Genomic DNA, 16,720 nt, shown 5'->3' on the forward strand with positions numbered 1-16,720 from the left:
TTGATCAACTGCTCCGGGTGGGTGAGGCGGGGGAGGATTGCGCCTGGGGGTGCGCCGGAGCGCGCTGTTCCCGGGTGCCAGCCGTGGGCTGGGTGGGTGTAGCCGCCAGTGGATGTCAGGGTCACGCCTGGGAAGTATGTGTGCAATATGCAGGCGAGTATGACGGGTATGTCCGTGTCTGGTAACCGGCCTCGGCAAGGGCTGTGGTGGGGCAGGTGCGGGGTGGAGAGTGTGGCCCTCGGCTCACTCCGCGCCGGGATTCCACACCGCCTCTGCCGCCGGTTTCGGCTGGCAGCAGCGTTGTTGAGGGAGCGTCACTCATGTCGTCTGTTTCTTCCTCCGTCCGTCGTATCGCCGCGACCGTCCTGGCCGCCGGGGCCGTGGTCGGCGCTGCCGCACTGCCGGCGGCCGCCCAGGACCGTGACCGCCGCCAGCACCCGCGGGTGGAGATCAGCCGGGTCCAGGCCGACAGCCCCGGACGGGAGGACCGTTCGAACCGGTCCCTGAACGCGGAGTGGGTGGAGATCACCAACACCACCCGCGCCGCCGTCAACCTCCGCGGCTGGACCCTGCGCGACGACGACGGCAACCGCTACCGCTTCGACAACATCCGCATCAACGGCCGCGCCACCATCCGCATCCACACCGGCACCGGCCACAACGCCCGCACCGACCTGTTCCAGAACCGCCGCGACTACATCTGGGACAACCACGCCGACACCGCGACGCTGCGCGATGACCGCGGCCGCACGGTCGACACCGAGTCCTGGGGCCGACGCCACCACTGACCGGTGTCAAGGTGTCGGCGGCCGCCTGGACGGCGGGCGGCCGCCGACACCGCACCTAAAGGGGGACCGCCGCAAGCCCCTCGGCCCACTCGTGGTCCCGTAACCGGTCGCGGAGATCAGCGCCAACACCGCCATCGACCGAGGGGGTCGGCGCCGCCCCGCAACGCTTCGCCCTGCTGCGCCTGGATGACACTGTGGCCGACGTGCTGGGTTCGGGGAAGGCGTACAGTCCTCCAGTGGCTGACCTGTGCAGCCTGTGATGGCGCGGGGCTGGTTGGGTGCTGCCGTAACCGTGCGGCTGCTGAATCGTTTATCCGTATCGTCGCGTCAGATGCACAACCGCTCCCCCCTCTTGCGGTGCCGCGACCGGTGGCCCCGGGACGGCCCCCCTGTCCCGGGGTCTTGCCATGTCTGACGGGAAGTGCGGGTCTGTTGTTGCCGGGCTGGTTTTCCACGGTTTCTCCCTGCATGTCTGTGACTGCTGGGAGCGTCGGTGGGTAATAGGTGAGAGGTCTTGCCCGTGCCGGCACTGCTGGAGCAGACGATGGAACCGACGTCACAAGCCCGCCCTTCGGCGGACCTGTTCCCTTCGAAGGTCGTCTTCTGCGGCTTTTGCCGGGCCACTGCGACCACTGGTGGAGCGCGGACTCTCAGCGCCGAGGGAGAGTTCCTTGCGGTGATGTGGCACACCCTTGCCTGCCCGCACCACGCAGCCGATCTGATCCTCGCCGGGGACGGCTGACGGCACCGCTCCGGCGACCCGCCGCCCCGCGAGGCGCAGCTCTTGCTCCTCGGCCGCCGCGACGCGGCGGGCCGGGGAATGCCGGGTGGGCGAAACGGGTCACTACAGTGCCGCCCGCCAAGAGGAACCCGCTCATGAGCACCCCCGCCCCCCGCCCCCGGCCCCTCGGTCGCGACCTGGTCTCCTTCCCGGTCCGGACCATGTGCGCTGACGTGTTGACGGCACCTGCTCTGCCGATCTGCGCCGTTCACCTGTTGGGCGTGATTGGCGCTGTGCCTCGGCGGAAAGGGTTCCGGCTGTCAGTAGCCGTAGCGCAGCAGAACGATCCGGCGGGTCCGGACTCCTACGCCCTCTCCTGCTGCTGACAGCGGGCCATGTGTCACCGGGCCCCGCGGCTCGAAGCGCCCCAATACGGCAGAAGGGCCCGGATCCTTTGAGGATTCGGGCCCTGCCGGTGTAGTAGCGGGGACAGGATTTGAACCTGCGACCTCTGGGTTATGAGCCCAGCGAGCTACCGAGCTGCTCCACCCCGCGTCGGTTAACCCCACCCTACGGCACCGCCCGGCCCGTGCTCGACCGGCTTTCCTGCAGGGTGCCGGCCGGCAGGTTCCTCTGGGGCGACGGCAGTCTCCTTGAGCGGTGCGCGTTTCGAGGCGGTGCACGCATTCGGGTATTCGCCGCTCGGCGGGTCCTGCGCTTGGGCATGCTGGCCCCGGACGTCGGGAAGCGCTCACTCGCGGGCCGCGGGCGCCACCTGACGGCCGACGGCAGTCGAGCCGGGCCGAATACCGTCGTCTCGTCCGGGCGCTGGGCGTCAAACCGGTGATTGCCCGCCGAGGTGTCCCGCACGGATCCGGCCTCGGCGTCTACCGGTGGGTCGTGGAGCGGACCATGTGCGCCACGAGGCGCTCTGTTTGTATCCCCGGCTGAGCCGGGAGGAACTCGGAAGGAGGTTCCTGGGCCGAATGACTTACCTGGATCCGAAAGGTGAAGGGGACAACAGCATGTCAGGAAACCAGTAACCGGGCCCAGTTGTCAGGGACGGTGTACTGGGCGGCCCGCGCGATATGGCGAAGACTGGATTGTTTGAAGCCCAATCTCCAGAAGATGCAAGTTCCCATCCGCCGGAAAGACTACTGAAACCGGCGCCGCACTCTGCTTTGGCTTCGATTGTTGGCCGGGGCACTTCCGGGGTGCGGGGCGATGTCCAGCGAGGACATTCAAGGAGATGAGTGGGACGCCTAAGTCGCGCTAGAACGTACAGATAGAGACGAACGTGGGATCGCCTACGGGACGCGAGTCCCATGGCGACGGAGGCCTCGTAGTAGTCGCCGGAGTCAGGACCGGCCAAGGGGGACGGGAAAGCTGTCCGCAGGGCGAAGGGGGCCAGGTGATTCGGACACCGAGACCTGGGAGGTATGCGTAATGCAGAGCGCCAAAACGGTGCTGGGTGTCCTGCGTGAGCGCGGCAGGCGCGGCCTGTCGTGCGACGAACTGTATCGACAGCTTTTCAACCCGCAGTTGTATCTCATGGCCTACGGTCGCATCTATGCCAACCATGGTGCGATGACGCCCGGGGTCACGCCGGAAACCGTGGACGGGATGTCTCAGCGGAAGATCAGCCGGATCATCGAAGCGGTGCGTCACGAGCGATACCGCTTCCGGCCGGTCCGGCGCGTGTTCATCCCGAAGAAGGATGGGAAGACACGCCCGCTGGGATTGCCGACCTGGTCGGACAAACTCGTCGGTGAAGTCGTCCGCCTCTTGTTGGAGGCGTACTACGATCCGGCATTCTCCGACCGCTCTCATGGGTTTCGCCCCCGCCGGGGCTGCCACACCGCTCTGCGGGAGGTGGCCCACACGTGGACCGGGACATCTTGGTTCATCGAGGGCGACATTGCCGATTGCTTCGGCAGCCTGGACCACGAGGTCCTGCTGTCGATCATTGGCGAGAAGATCCATGACCAGCGGTTTCTGCGGCTGGTGCGCAACATGCTGACAGCCGGATACCTGGAGGACTGGAAGTGGGGCGCCACACTCTCCGGAGCGCCGCAAGGTGGAGTGGCATCCCCGGTCCTGTCCAACATCTACCTGCACAAGCTGGACGAGTTCGTCGAGAAAGTTCTGATCCCGGAATACACCCGGGGAGACCGCCGGGCCCGCAACCCCGCCTATCTGGAGTTGCAGAATCTCCTGGCGAAAGCCCGCCGGCGCGGCGACCGGGCAGAAGCCCGGGCACTTCGTCAGCAGATGGTCAGCCTGCCGAGCGCGGATCCGAACGATCCTGGATACCGGAGGCTGCGTTACATCCGCTATGCGGACGACCATCTCCTCGGATTCACCGGACCGAAAGCCGAGGCCGAGCAGATCAAGCACCGCCTGGCGGAGTTCCTGCGTGACGAACTCAGGCTGGAACTATCCCAGGCCAAAACGCTGATCACTCATGCCCGTACCGGGGCTGCGAGGTTCCTCGGCTACGAGATCACGACTCAGCACAACGACACGAAGAAGACTGGCCGTTACCGGCGTGTCAACGGCCAGATCGCACTCCGTGTCCCACGGGACGTGATCAAAGCCAAATGTTCCCCTTACCTGTTCCGCGGGAAACCCGCGAGAAGGAACGCTCTGATCAACAGTGGCGATCATGCGATCGTCGCGACCTACGGAGCGGTCTACCGGGGCATTGTCCAGTACTACCTGCTTGCCGGAGATGTTTTCCGGCTGCACCGCATGCAATGGGTCATGGAGACCTCCATGCTCAAGACCCTCGCGGCCAAGCACCGCTCGACGGTGTCGAAAATGGCGGCCAAGCACAAGGCCAGGATCGATACACCCAACGGGCCCCGAGTCTGTTTCGAGGCCCGCGTCGAGCGGAAGAACAGGAATCCACTGGTGGCAAGGTTCGGTGGAATTCCACTCCAGCAGCAACGGTCGGCGAAGGTCGTCGACCGTCGCCCCGCCTGGGTGGACTATCCGCAGAAAGAGCTGATCACACGGCTCCTGGCGGATACCTGCGAGATCTGCGGAAGCATCGGGGATGTTGAGGTACATCACATCCGTGCACTCGCTGATCTCGCGCATTCCGGATGGCCGCCGTCCGACTGGGCGCGCGTGATGCTCGATCGGCGCCGCAAGACAGTTGTGGCCTGTGTCAGCTGTCATGACCGTATCCATGTCACACGATCGGCTGAATCACTCACGCGGTGATCACTGGAGAGCCGGATGATCGGGAAACCATCACGTCCGGTTCGGCGGGAGGCCGCGCGGAAAAGGAACCTGCCAACAGCAGACACCTCGCCGCGCGGCCGACCCAACCGGCTGGATCATGATGCACCGGCGTCTCGCCCGCGACTACGAGACCCTCACCACCAGCTCCGAAGCCATGATCCACATCGCCTCCATCGACAACCTCAGCAAGCGCATAACGGACGAGACCACACCAACCTGGCGAGGAACCTACTAGGAGATAAAGGGCAATCCGCCTAGATCAAACGCCCTCTCAGAAGGCATTGGATCTAGGCGAATTGCCCTTTACATCCCCAGCGTCGCCGAGATATGACGCCCCGCCCGAGGGCCCGTCGCCCAGGGCGGGCTGTCCGCTCGTAGGCCGGCCCCCACAGGGGCGGCTGCTGCCTGACCTGAGGTACGAAGGGATGATTGGTGGGGGAGATCGATGACGCTGTGGCCCGTGCGGACCAGGAGGCGTTCACCAAGGATCCGCCCAAGGCCCTCAAGGGTCAGATCAGCTACCTGATGAGTCAGCTGAAGACGACGCGGGCGGTGGCCGCGGAACTTGGCGTCACTGCGGATTCCGTCAACCGCTACCGGCGCGGCGCCCGCAAACACCCGCCCCAGCACGTCCAGAGCCGGATTGAACAGGCGGTCCGAACACGCTGGCAGCCGCTGGTCCGCAAGCGGCGCCGCCGGCAGGCCGCCGACACTGGCGGGATCACCGTCGAGACGAGAGCCCGTTTCGGGTACACCGCGCCCGTCGGCAGTACCGACGACGGCCGGATGCGCCGTCTGACCGTTCACCTTCCACCCGTCTACGCGCAGCGCCTCTTTGACGCCCGCGCGGCGGGCGCGGGCGATCAACAGCTGCGACAGATCGTTGCCGAGGGACTGCAAGGTCTACTTCAAGGACGGCGGGACCCGCGCCCAGGGCCTGGAAGTCGAGTTCACGGACATCGACTACTTCGACGTCTCGTTCTGAACAGGGCTGTGCGCCCGCTGACGGCCGCGCGCCCTCCGACCCGGCCCCTTTGCCTGGAGGGGGCTTGCGAGAGGCGGTCAGCGGGCCGTCTGTGACCTCGGGCCGCCCCCTCTCACTGCCGCGGGTTGGCCTCGCAGGGCGGCGAGTTTCTTCCGGCCCCTGCTGCCGCCCCATACGCTGAGCAGTTGCCGGAAGCTCCCGAGGCCGAGGTAGACCACCGCGCAGCCTTCACCAGCGGGTTTCGATTTCCCACCCTCGACTAAAATAAGTTCGCTTCCCGCCCCGTTCTAGCTGCTGTACGCCCGCTGAGCGACTTACGACCCGTTTCCGACCGCGAGGGCGGGTGCGGTTCTGAAAGATGCTCAGCGGGGCGCCTGTGGGCTTGCGTTGGTCGAACAAGCTTGGAGGGTTCCTGATGGGCATCGTCGGAGACAGCCTGGAACGCGCCGGACAGCAGGTGTTCACCCGCCCCCGTCCCCAAGTCCGCAGGCGCCCAAATGCGGTACCTGGTCAAGCAGCACCAAGGCTCCACCAGGGCCGTTGCAGGACGACCTCCACCAGCCATTTTGCATGCTCGCGCTGGGTGTGGAGGGCGTCGGCGGTGACCACAGTGCCGGTCAGGTCGAACGGGTCCAACAGGGCGGTGAACGCGGTGATCTCGTTCGTTCTGTCCGGCACCCTCAGCTCTGACGGTGCGGCCCGCGGCCGTGACAGCGGACAGGAGGTGGGCGGCCGGGGCGGTTTCGGTGCGTGAACCGCGGGTGGTCTTGCCATCCACCGCGACCGACTGCGTAGCGGCCAGGCCGTGTCCGAGAAGGTCGGCGAGGCCGCCGGGACACACCAGGACCAGCACCCTGCGCACGGTCGACGGAGAGGCCGCACGGCGGACCCCGAGGGGGCCGCGCGGATGAAACCCCGGACGGGAGAGGGTGTCCTGGGGCGTGTGGCGGCCCCACTGCCCGATCGCGACATAGGAGCCGGCACCGGCCAGGACCGCGCACGCGGCAGTCAGTGAGCCTTTGCAACTTGGGCTTCAGTACGTCCTCCTAAACGTCTGTGACCTGCAGGAATAAGAGCCTCCCGTCATCCGATCGGTTGGGTGGGACGAGTTGAAAATGCTCCTTACCGTGTTGGCGGGTTGATTCCGGTCCTTCGTACGATCGGGAGACCCGGGGGCCTGGGTGTGGCTTAAAACGCTCATGCCGTGGTTGTGGCTTTGACTGATTGGCCGCCCAGTGCCCCGCGACGACACGGCCACTCATTGGGATGAGCGAACACAGATCGCTTCGTAAGGACACGTCGGCGTGGTCGTCTGCCAGGGCTGATTCAAAGCCGGGCAGCGCTGAGCCCAGGGCTAATTCATAGTCCGGCTGATCACGTCTCGTCGCAGGTCAGGGGTAGTCCGAGCAGGTCGAGTGGGCGGGTGAAGGGCGTGTAGGAGATCTCTCGGAGTCCGGCGGCGATGTTGCGGTGTCCGGCGTCGCGAAGGATGTTGATCGCGAAGTTCCGGAGGGTGGCCATGTTCTCCGGCCCTTGTCCGGTCCGGATCTTGGAGGCATCCTCGGCGAACGTCGTGTCCCTGATGTGGTGGAGGGCTTCGATGCCCCACTGCGCTCTGGCGATACGGCCGATGAACTGCGGTGATGCCTCGCGTGCCGTCATGTCCGTGATCGTGTAGACGGTCTGGCGGGTGACCTTTCCGGTCTTCAGGTCGGTGCGGTACCGGAGGATTTTCACCGCCTGGACGACGTGAGGGAAGTCGAGGCCGAGGCCGGTGACGGTGAGGGTGCGCACGGAGCGGGTCTCGTGCCGGCCGTGCCCGCGCTCGCGGTCGTAGCGGCGGGCGGTCACCTCCTTCCATGGCAGGGCCTTGAGGGCTGCGTGGAGGTTCGGCTGGTTGCCCTTGACCACCATCAGGTAGTGGGCGTTCTTCACCTCGACCAGCCATTTCGCGTGCTCGCGCTGCGTGTGGAGAGCGTCGGCGGTGACCACGGTCCCGGTCAGGTCGAACGGGTCCAACAGGGCGGTGAACGCGGTGATCTCATTGGTTTTGTCCGGCACCCTCAGCTGGCTGACGGTGCGGCCCGTGGCCGTGACAGCGGACAGGAGGTGGGCTGCCGGAGCCACGTCGGTGCGTGAACCGCGGGCACTCTTGCCGTCCACCGCGACCGATTCCGTGCCATCCGGCCCGTGGCCGAGGAGGTCTGCGAGGCCGCCGGAACACACCCTGACCAACACCCGGCGCACGGTCGACACAGAGGCCGCACGGCGCACCCCGAGGGGGCCACGCGGATGAAACCCCAGGCGGGAGAGGGTGTCCTGGGGCGCGTGGCGGGCCCACTGCCCGATCGCGAAATAGGAGCGGGCGCCGGCCAGCACCGCGCACGCGGCGGTCAGTAACACCGAGGGGAGGCTATGACGCCGGCCCCGCCGGGCGCGTGGATCCGGCAGGGACGCCAACCGCGCCGCAGTGCCGGGAAGTTCACGGTGTTCACGCGAGGGCGACTTGATCAGACAGATGGTGGCAGACTGGCGGCACATCGGAGCTCCGGTGGTCAGGTGACTTGGTAGGTCCCCTCGATCATCGGAGCTTCGTTGCGTACGGCACGGCCGAAGTGAAGGTTCGTCACATGCCTGTGACCTGCTGGTTCTCAACGCAGCCAGGACTATGAATCAGCCCTGGCGCTGAGCCGCGTCACTGACGCGTCCACGCGGGGCAATCGGCATCGACCCTGGTCGGAGAGCCGCCCGGGGTCCACCGACTCTGACTTCCTGTCAGGAACAGTCGGCTGCAGGCCCGGCGCCTATGTCGCTGACCAGCGACGATGCCGTCGGACCATGACTTTGAATCAGCCCTGGAGCCTTTTTCATGTGTAGATCGTTAGGGTGAGGATGGCGGCGGCTGACGTGAGCCGGTTCGGGCTGTTGCGTGCGTGGCGGAAGATCCTCCAGGCCTTGATGCGTGAGATGGCGCGTTCGACCGGAGCCCGGAGCGCGGCGTGCACCCTGTTCGACTTCTTGTGTTTCTTGTGGAGTTCGCTGCCGGGACGGCGCTTGACCGGGGTGATGACGGTGCCGCCGGCGCCCTGGTAGCCCTTGTCCGCGAGAACCTCCAGATCCAGTTCCGCGCAGGTCCTGACGACGTCGTGTGCACGTGCGGCCTTCACGTCGTTGGTCCCACCGGGCAGGGCGGGTGAGATCCACAGGAGTTTCCCGTCTTCGGCCGTGATGACCTGCAGGTTCACGCCTTCGCGGCGGACCTTGCCCGAGAAGTGCCCCTCCGCCTGGACCCGGTCGGTCTCAGCGACCGTGCCGTCCAGGAGGACATAGCCGTCGGCGTGGTGGCTGGTGAGCGCCTCGGTCAACGTCGGCGCGAAAGCGGCGAGACGCTCGATCGTGTCGTTCACATACCGCCAGGCCGTGGCCACACCGATGCCGAAGCCGGCAGCGATTTGTTCGAGTGTGTCATGTTTACGCAGGTAGACCAGGGCACATCGGGCCTGATCGTACGGGCGAAGTTTCCGGCGCCCGCCGGTCTTGCCCGCCACGATCACGATGGTGACCAGTTCCAGGAGTTCTTCATCGATGCCGCATGCGGCAGGATAGGAGAACACGGGGCATCTCCGCAGGTCAGGCCGGTTGTGGTGATCTGTCAAACCAGCGGGATGCCCCGTTCGTCACGCCCCGGTCAACACGTCGCCACAGCCTCACCCACACGCCGTACAAATGGAAAAGGCTCCAGGCTGCGGCGCTTACGCCGGGTGATGCCACGGATATCGTGCTCGCGCATCAGACGCTCGGCCTTCTTCCGGTTGATTCGCCGCCCCTTCCTGCGCAGGGCGGCGTTGACCCGCGGGGCGCCGTAGGCGCGGCGCGAGCCGTCGTGGATCTTCCGGATCTCTGTCACCAGGGCCTCGTCCTCACGGCGGTGTTCCTCGGCGGCCGGTCGGGCGGCCAGCCAGGCGTAGTACGCCGAGCGCCCCACCTTCAACGCCCGGCACAGCAGTGCCACGCTGTGACCGGCAGGGTTGGACTCGGACGCCTTCTCCACGTCGACGAACGCGTAGCGCGCGGCTACTTCGTCTTCCGCTCCGCGAAGGAGGCGGTCGCTTTTCCCAGGACCTCGATCGTCTGCTCCTGCTCACGGACCTTGCGCCGCAGCCGGACCAGCTCCTCACGCTCGGCGGTGGTCAGCGCACCGGCCGGACCCCGACCCTGGTCGACCTCGGCCTGCTTGACCCAGTTCCGCAGGCCCTCGGCACTGACGCCGAGCTCCCGGGCGACCTCGGTGACCGTCCGTCCGGAGGACCGGACCAGCGCGACCGCGTCCCGCTTGAACTCCGCCGTATACCGCTTGCTCGTGTTGCTCTTCTTACTCACTGCCAGACACTGCTTCCTCCGGGACATCCGTCCCAGTATCAAGCTGTCCAGCTCAGAGGCGGAACTTCACGTGGACCTTCGCCCGCCGCAACGGCACCCAGGCCGTGAAAGCGGCGTTCATCTCCTCGACCGAGGAGAAGGCCCGGCTGGCCAGGACGTGGTCGCGGACGAGGTTCACCTGACGCTCGACCCTGCCCTTGCCTTGCGGCCGGTACGCCGCCAGCACGTCGATGTCGTAGTCGTAGTGGCCTGCGAATGCGACCGCTTCAGGGTGCAGCGGGACCGCCTCGCCCGGGGCGACGTGCCGGCGCACGACCGTCTTGGTGCGGTCATAGACGATGCTCAACGGGACCCCGGCGAAGTGCGCGAACGCCTGGCGGTGGCAGTCGAAGAACGTCGCGAGATCCTGGCTGGTGGTGAAGCAGCAGAACGGATCACGCGAGTACGACAGCGTCATGTGGAACGAGTAGACCTTCGGAATCCCGACATGAGCGAGGACCTGGCCCTCATCTCCCCAGTCCACCTGGGCCTGAGCACCGGGCACCACCTCGAAACGCCGGTGCAGCCCCGCCAGCTCGCCCGGGCTGATGCCCAGCTCCTCCGCGATCCGCGGCCGGGCCTCCTGCAGATAGAGCTTCACCCGCTGGTAGTTGATCGCGACCCCGCACTCCGCGACCAGGCGCTCGTGGACCACCGACCCCTTCATCAGGACCTCGGCCCTGAGCATCGCGTCGATCAGGGGCGCGATCTCGTCCACGACCCGCCGCTGGGGCCGACCAGAGGACTCCCGCTTGGGCAGCCCCGCCGATGCCGGGTCCTTCAGATACCTGCTGACGGTCCGACGGTTCAGCCCGGTCTCCTTCGCGACCTCCCGCAGGCTCATCGCACCAGACTCATACAGCGGACGAAACCGCCTCAACTCCAGCCACCGATGTGGGTCCAAGACCACCGTGAGCCGCCTCCCTGCCGCCCCGAACGGACAACACCAGACTCACGGCGAGCACCCCACCACCGCCCCGAAAACGGAGCACCTTCATTCGTACGAGGTGGCGCACGTCCACTTGTACGCTGACAGCAACCACCAATAGAACTCAAGCCGTATCCAGGAGCCTTTTCCATTTGTACGGCGTGTGGGTGAGGCTGTGGCGCACTTGACCTCTACTGCCCGGTATAACAAACCACCGCTAGTGTGATGCGTCAGAAATGGCGGCTCTAAGTCTGTAGCCTGATCTTATGTCGCGTCGAGGTCCTCGTGCTGTCGAAGTCGTACTGTCCGCTGAGGAACGTGCTGAGTTGCTGCGTTGGGCGGACGGCGAGGTGTCGGCTCGTGCCGCGGAGCGAGCCCGCATCGTCCTGGCCTGTGCGGAGGGGAAGTCGAATACCTCTGTGGCGACAGGCTCCGGGGTGTCCGCGGAGACGGTACGCAAGTGGCGCTCGCGGTTCGCGGCCCGGCGGATGGCGGGGCTGATGGATGAGCCGCGGCCGGGCCGGCGCAAGCCGGAGCTGGTGCTGTCCGATGCCGAGCGGGCGGAGCTGACGCGCTGGACGCGGCGGGCGAAGACAGCGCAGTTCCTTGCGCTGCGGGCGAGGATCGTGCTGCGGTGCGCGGAAGGCGGGACGAACAAGGAGATCGCTGCCGAACTCGGTATCGCGCACAACACGGTGAACCGTTGGCGTTCCAGGTTCGTCCGGCTGCGGCTGGACGGGCTGACGGACGAGCCGCGTCCCGGCCGGCCGCCCTCAATCCTGCTCGACAGGGTCGAGGACGTACTCACCGCTACTTTGGAATCCACCCCGGGCAGGGACACGCACTGGTCGCGAGCCTCGATGGCCCAGCACTCCGGCCTGTCGAAATCCACCATCGGCCGGATCTGGAAGAAGTTCGACCTCAAGCCGCACCTCCAGGACTCCTTCAAGCTCTCCACCGACCCGCAGTTCATCGCGAAGGTCGTCGATGTCGTCGGCCTGTACCACAACCCGCCCGAGAAGGCGGTGGTCCTGTGCGTGGACGAGAAGTCCCAAATCCAGGCGCTGGACCGCTCCCAGCCGGTGCTGCCGATGATGCCGGGCATGCCCGAGCGACGCACTCACGACTACCTGCGGCACGGCATCACCAGCCTGTTCGCCGCCTTCAACATCGCTGATGGCACCGTCATATCCGAGCTCCACCGCCGCCACCGCGCCATCGAGTTCAAGAGGTTCCTGATCCGGATCGACAAGGCCGTGCCCACCGGCCTCGACGTGCACCTGGTGTGCGACAACTACGCCACCCACAACACCCCCGAGATCAGGACGTGGCTCGGCAAACACCCGCGTTTCCACATCCACTTCACCCCCACAGGCTCCTCCTGGATGAACCAGGTCGAGCGGTGGTTTGGCCTGCTGACCGACAAGCTCCTACGCCGTGGCGTCCACACCTCCGTCAAGGCACTGGAGAACGACATCCAAGCCTGGATCGAGCAGTGGAACCAAGACCCCAAGCCCTTCGCCTGGACCAAGACCGCCGACGAGATCCTCCACTCCCTCGCCGACTACCTCACCAAAATCAGCCCGCCAACCACCAATACCTGACAGCTACTTAGAGCCGCCATTTCTGACGCATCACACTAGTGTGATGCGTCAGAAATGGCGGCTCTAAGTCTGTAGCCTGATCTTATGTCGCGTCGAGGTCCTCGTGCTGTCGAAGTCGTACTGTCCGCTGAGGAACGTGCTGAGTTACTGCGTTGGGCGGACGGCGAGGTGTCGGCTCGTGCCGCGGAGCGAGCCCGCATCGTCCTGGCCTGTGCGGAGGGGAAGTCGAATACCTCTGTGGCGACAGGCTCCGGGGTGTCCGCGGAGACGGTACGCAAGTGGCGCTCGCGGTTCGCGGCCCGGCGGATGGCGGGGCTGATGGATGAGCCGCGGCCGGGCCGGCGCAAGCCGGAGCTGGTGCTGTCCGATGCCGAGCGGGCGGAGCTGACGCGCTGGACGCGGCGGGCGAAGACAGCGCAGTTCCTTGCGCTGCGGGCGAGGATCGTGCTGCGGTGCGCGGAAGGCGGGACGAACAAGGAGATCGCTGCCGAACTCGGTATCGCGCACAACACGGTGAACCGTTGGCGTTCCAGGTTCGTCCGGCTGCGGCTGGACGGGCTGACGGACGAGCCGCGTCCCGGCCGGCCGCCCTCAATCCTGCTCGACAGGGTCGAGGACGTACTCACCGCTACTTTGGAATCCACCCCGGGCAGGGACACGCACTGGTCGCGAGCCTCGATGGCCCAGCACTCCGGCCTGTCGAAATCCACCATCGGCCGGATCTGGAAGAAGTTCGACCTCAAGCCGCACCTCCAGGACTCCTTCAAGCTCTCCACCGACCCGCAGTTCATCGCGAAGGTCGTCGATGTCGTCGGCCTGTACCACAACCCGCCCGAGAAGGCGGTGGTCCTGTGCGTGGACGAGAAGTCCCAAATCCAGGCGCTGGACCGCTCCCAGCCGGTGCTGCCGATGATGCCGGGCATGCCCGAGCGACGCACTCACGACTACCTGCGGCACGGCATCACCAGCCTGTTCGCCGCCTTCAACATCGCTGATGGCACCGTCATATCCGAGCTCCACCGCCGCCACCGCGCCATCGAGTTCAAGAGGTTCCTGATCCGGATCGACAAGGCCGTGCCCACCGGCCTCGACGTGCACCTGGTGTGCGACAACTACGCCACCCACAACACCCCCGAGATCAGGACGTGGCTCGGCAAACACCCGCGTTTCCACATCCACTTCACCCCCACAGGCTCCTCCTGGATGAACCAGGTCGAGCGGTGGTTTGGCCTGCTGACCGACAAGCTCCTACGCCGTGGCGTCCACACCTCCGTCAAGGCACTGGAGAACGACATCCAAGCCTGGATCGAGCAGTGGAACCAAGACCCCAAGCCCTTCGCCTGGACCAAGACCGCCGACGAGATCCTCCACTCCCTCGCCGACTACCTCACCAAAATCAGCCCGCCAACCACCAATACCTGACAGCTACTTAGAGCCGCCATTTCTGACGCATCACACTAGCGGTGGTTTGTTATACCGGGCAGTAGAGGTCAAGTGGGTGGCCTGAGCCGACGGCGTTGATTAGGGCTTGGAGTTCGGGTGGTGGTGGCTCGTTGGTCCAGGCGCGCCAGTAGCGTTGGAGGGCGGTCGAGGGGTCGAGCCAGGCTCGGACGGCGCGGATTGCCCGGGGCCAGCTGGCCGGGTGGGGCTGGTGAGGTTTGCTTGGTCCCCCTCTCAACTCGGCCCGGTTCCTCGGCCGGCTCTGGCGGGTGCTGTTTCGAGCGAACCGCGGCTGGTGGGCCGAGCCAGGTGTCCCAGCAGAACGAGAACGCGCAGGTGACCAGGGTCTGGTGGCGTCGGATGGCGGTGTCGGAGCGGACCTGGAAGTCGGCCCAGCCGAGTTCGTCCTTGACCTGCTTGTAGCTCTGCTCGATCCAGTGCCGCAGTCCGTAGATCCGCACGACCTCGGCCAGGTCGGCCGGTGGTTCGGGGCTGTCGACGGTCCGGGAGCCACCGGGGCGGGGCAGGTCGGTGGCCAGGTACCAGGTGGACTGCGAGGGCAGGGTGGCCGGGTCGGTGGTGGCCACGACCAGGCGGACGTTGCCGTCGGGGCCCCAGAAGCCGAGGCTCGCGTCGGCGGCCCACCAGGTCTCGGTGTGCCCGTCGCGGAACGTGCGCTCGACCGGGGTCCAGTCCCCGGGATTCTTGGGGTCAGTCCAGGTCAGGGCACGGGCGGCGTGGACGGGCGTGTGGGCGTCCTTGCCGTAGGCCCAGCTGCCGTGGCTCGGCTTGACCGCCACGACGAACGGCAATCCCGCCTCGGACAGGTCCCCCAGGAAGCTGCTCTGGTCGCCGTAGCCGCAGTCCGCGGCCACCGCCCTGAACAAGACCCCGGCCGCCTTGGCGGTGCGGGCCAGTTCGGCGGCGATCCTCAGCTTCGTGCGGAAGCGGGGGTCCTTCTTGCCGGCCGGGAAGTGGTGGGCCGGGGTGTAGGGCACGGCGTGCAGCGGGTAGTAGAGGTTCTCGTCCGCCCAGCAGGTGGTCACCGTCACGATGCCGTTGTCGGTCTTGCCCAGCCGGCCGAGCCACTGCCGCCCGACGTGCGCGGTCGCCTTCCCGTCTTTGCGGTCCCCCGAGTCATCGATTACCAGGACTCCACCGGAGTGCGGGGCCGTCGCGGAATCGGCCAGCAGCAGTGCCACCCGGCGGGCGTTGACCTGCTCGTGGTCCCAAGTCGACTCGGACAGGAAGAACTGCAGCCGCTGCACCGCCGCGTGCTGGGCACCGACCACTGGCTCGGTGCCGGCCAGGGCGGTCAGCGTCTTGTTGCGGTCCCGCGGCAGCAGCAGCCCCGTGAGGTACTCGCGGAACCCCCGACGCTGTGCCAGTGTCGAGAAGAGGTCATCGAAGCCGGCGGCGTAGGCTTCCAGCAGACCCGGAGCGGCGGACACGGCAGACGACGGGTCATCACAGGCTCCCCGGACAGCGAGGCGACGTTCCTCTACTACCGGCCTACTACGACCCTGACCCGCCGTCAACAAACCACCGCTAGGGTCCGTTCCAGCACGGCCCTGGTGATCTCCGTCAGCAGCCCGCCCTCACCCGGCAGGGCCGCCCCAGGCGTCAGCCTTGTCGGGCAACCGCTCGACGGCCTCCTCGACCATCGCCTCCCCAGCCGCCGAGGCGACCGGTCTGCCTTCTCCGCCATGACTCGTCCGATCCGCCTGGCCCAGGCCCCGAGACCGAACCCCCGGCCAGGCTGTCACATCACGGACTTACACGATCTTTCAGACACGCTCCGCTCGAGCCCTGGGTTCAGCCCTGCGGGAACAGTCCGCTGGAGACCTGCGAGTGCTGGCTGTCTGCGTGCAGGTCACGTCACCGGGAGCATCAGTTCGACTTGCTGGTGTTTGTGCAGGCGTGTGCGGGGAGGAATTTCTGCTGGTTGTCTTGACGATTCCTTTCTGCGGGAGCATGTTCGTGCTATCCCCGGGGTGAAAGCTGCCTGCGCCCCGCTTTTGCCAGGGGGTCGGAGTGGCTCACGGAAATTCACGGGGCGCGAGAAAAATGGAGGTGCGTGATGGAATCCTTTGAAAGCCTGGCTCTAGCCTACGACCCCTTCACGACCAGCTACACCACCGGCGTGTCGCAGCTGTCGTGCAACTCGTTGGTCATCCAAGCGCTTTGCGTGCTGTGCCCCACTTGCCACTGGGTGCCTGGCCCCGGGGTATGCACGGGCACGGGCTGCATGCTTGGCTGATGCGTGTTCCTGGAGCTGCCGGGTGACTGGTAATGACTGCCAGGGTGCGGCATGCGCCGGGAGTGGATAAGGGTGTTTGGGGTTCGGCCGGGTTGCTGGTTCCTGGCCGGACTTCCTTCATGGGGGAGCTGCGGAAGGGCGCAGAAAGGCTCATGGCTCCGGGCTTTACGCCGGGGAAGAATTCGACTGCGGGCTGCCAGGGGCGTATTGGGTCCGGTCTGATTTTTTGGTCTGGCTGGCTCGCTGTGGGTTGTTGTTGCCGGTCCGGGCTGAATTGGTTTTCTGGAGTTTGGCTTGTGGCTTGTTGAGCAGGGGGTTGGCGTGTT

The 16,720-nt window shown here is 66.3% G+C and carries 10 protein-coding genes, 1 tRNA gene and 5 pseudogenes; 8 read left to right on the forward strand and 8 right to left on the reverse strand.

The genetic code is table 11. The features are described from left to right. Positions 1–320 precede the first annotated feature (320 nt). Complete coding sequence (locus OHT74_RS40755) at positions 321–788, forward strand: lamin tail domain-containing protein (RefSeq protein ID WP_328623200.1); 468 nt, start codon at positions 321–323, stop codon at positions 786–788. Positions 789–1,990: 1,202 nt separating this feature from the next. On the opposite strand, the gene OHT74_RS40760 is transcribed toward OHT74_RS40755, so the two are convergent. Continuing rightward, positions 1,991–2,064, reverse strand: a tRNA-Met gene (locus OHT74_RS40760). A 252-nt stretch (positions 2,065–2,316) separates the two neighbouring features. On the opposite strand from OHT74_RS40760, the pseudogene OHT74_RS40765 reads away from it, so the two are divergent. The 5 genes and pseudogenes from OHT74_RS40765 to OHT74_RS40785 all read left to right on the forward strand — a co-directional run. Then, positions 2,317–2,421 (forward strand): annotated as a pseudogene (locus OHT74_RS40765) (IS5/IS1182 family transposase); the annotation flags it as partial. 534 nt (positions 2,422–2,955) lie between these two features. Further along, positions 2,956–4,737, forward strand: coding sequence for a reverse transcriptase/maturase family protein (locus OHT74_RS40770; protein WP_328623201.1), 1,782 nt, complete (start codon positions 2,956–2,958; stop codon positions 4,735–4,737). A 109-nt stretch (positions 4,738–4,846) separates the two neighbouring features. Then, positions 4,847–4,993 (forward strand): annotated as a pseudogene (locus OHT74_RS40775) (IS5/IS1182 family transposase); the annotation flags it as partial. 197 nt (positions 4,994–5,190) lie between these two features. After that, positions 5,191–5,743: pseudogene (gene tpg, locus OHT74_RS40780) on the forward strand (telomere-protecting terminal protein Tpg). A 415-nt stretch (positions 5,744–6,158) separates the two neighbouring features. After that, a pseudogene (locus tag OHT74_RS40785) lies at positions 6,159–6,288 on the forward strand (telomere-protecting terminal protein Tpg); the annotation flags it as partial. Here the strand turns inward: OHT74_RS40785 and OHT74_RS40790 are convergent. From OHT74_RS40790 to istA, 6 genes are all read right to left on the reverse strand, one after another. After that, on the reverse strand, positions 6,254–6,421 hold the full coding sequence (locus OHT74_RS40790) for a hypothetical protein (protein WP_328623513.1): 168 nt from the start codon (positions 6,419–6,421) through the stop codon (positions 6,254–6,256). The pseudogene OHT74_RS40785 and the gene OHT74_RS40790 overlap by 35 nt on opposite strands. A 696-nt stretch (positions 6,422–7,117) precedes the next feature. Further along, entirely contained in the window at positions 7,118–8,284 is a 1,167-nt protein-coding gene (locus OHT74_RS40795; protein ID WP_328623202.1) for an ISAs1 family transposase, read from the reverse strand. 326 nt (positions 8,285–8,610) lie between these two features. Further along, positions 8,611–9,357, reverse strand: a complete 747-nt coding sequence (locus tag OHT74_RS40800; RefSeq protein WP_328623203.1) for a transposase family protein — start codon at positions 9,355–9,357, stop codon at positions 8,611–8,613. A gap of 74 nt (positions 9,358–9,431) precedes the next feature. Then, entirely contained in the window at positions 9,432–9,794 is a 363-nt protein-coding gene (locus OHT74_RS40805; protein WP_328623204.1) for an IS3 family transposase, read from the reverse strand. A gap of 23 nt (positions 9,795–9,817) precedes the next feature. Next, entirely contained in the window at positions 9,818–10,123 is a 306-nt protein-coding gene (locus tag OHT74_RS40810) for a transposase (RefSeq protein ID WP_328623205.1), read from the reverse strand. Between the two features lie 52 nt (positions 10,124–10,175). Further along, positions 10,176–11,006, reverse strand: coding sequence for an IS21 family transposase (istA, locus tag OHT74_RS40815; RefSeq protein ID WP_443047673.1), 831 nt, complete (start codon positions 11,004–11,006; stop codon positions 10,176–10,178). 350 nt (positions 11,007–11,356) lie between these two features. On the opposite strand from istA, the gene OHT74_RS40820 reads away from it, so the two are divergent. Both OHT74_RS40820 and OHT74_RS40825 read left to right on the forward strand, forming a co-directional pair. Next, complete coding sequence (locus tag OHT74_RS40820) at positions 11,357–12,694, forward strand: IS630 family transposase (protein ID WP_328623056.1); 1,338 nt, start codon at positions 11,357–11,359, stop codon at positions 12,692–12,694. An 84-nt stretch (positions 12,695–12,778) separates the two neighbouring features. Next, on the forward strand, positions 12,779–14,116 hold the full coding sequence (locus OHT74_RS40825; RefSeq protein ID WP_328623056.1) for an IS630 family transposase: 1,338 nt from the start codon (positions 12,779–12,781) through the stop codon (positions 14,114–14,116). 68 nt (positions 14,117–14,184) lie between these two features. On the opposite strand, the pseudogene OHT74_RS40830 reads toward OHT74_RS40825, so the two are convergent. Beyond that, a pseudogene (locus OHT74_RS40830) lies at positions 14,185–15,602 on the reverse strand (IS701 family transposase). Positions 15,603–16,720 lie beyond the last annotated feature (1,118 nt).

Source organism: Streptomyces sp. NBC_00354 (assembly GCF_036106915.1).
Taxonomy (GTDB): domain Bacteria; phylum Actinomycetota; class Actinomycetes; order Streptomycetales; family Streptomycetaceae; genus Streptomyces.

What these genes read in the sequence shown, in the direction of transcription:
- istA (WP_443047673.1), bottom strand. Translation starts at nt 11,006, where the DNA reads ATGAGCCTGCGGGAGGTCGCGAAGGAGACCGGGCTGAACCGTCGGACC.
- OHT74_RS40820 (WP_328623056.1), top strand. Translation starts at nt 11,357, where the DNA reads ATGTCGCGTCGAGGTCCTCGTGCTGTCGAAGTCGTACTGTCCGCTGAG.
- OHT74_RS40755 (WP_328623200.1), top strand. Translation starts at nt 321, where the DNA reads ATGTCGTCTGTTTCTTCCTCCGTCCGTCGTATCGCCGCGACCGTCCTG.
- OHT74_RS40825 (WP_328623056.1), top strand. Translation starts at nt 12,779, where the DNA reads ATGTCGCGTCGAGGTCCTCGTGCTGTCGAAGTCGTACTGTCCGCTGAG.
- OHT74_RS40770 (WP_328623201.1), top strand. Translation starts at nt 2,956, where the DNA reads ATGCAGAGCGCCAAAACGGTGCTGGGTGTCCTGCGTGAGCGCGGCAGG.
- OHT74_RS40795 (WP_328623202.1), bottom strand. Translation starts at nt 8,284, where the DNA reads ATGTGCCGCCAGTCTGCCACCATCTGTCTGATCAAGTCGCCCTCGCGT.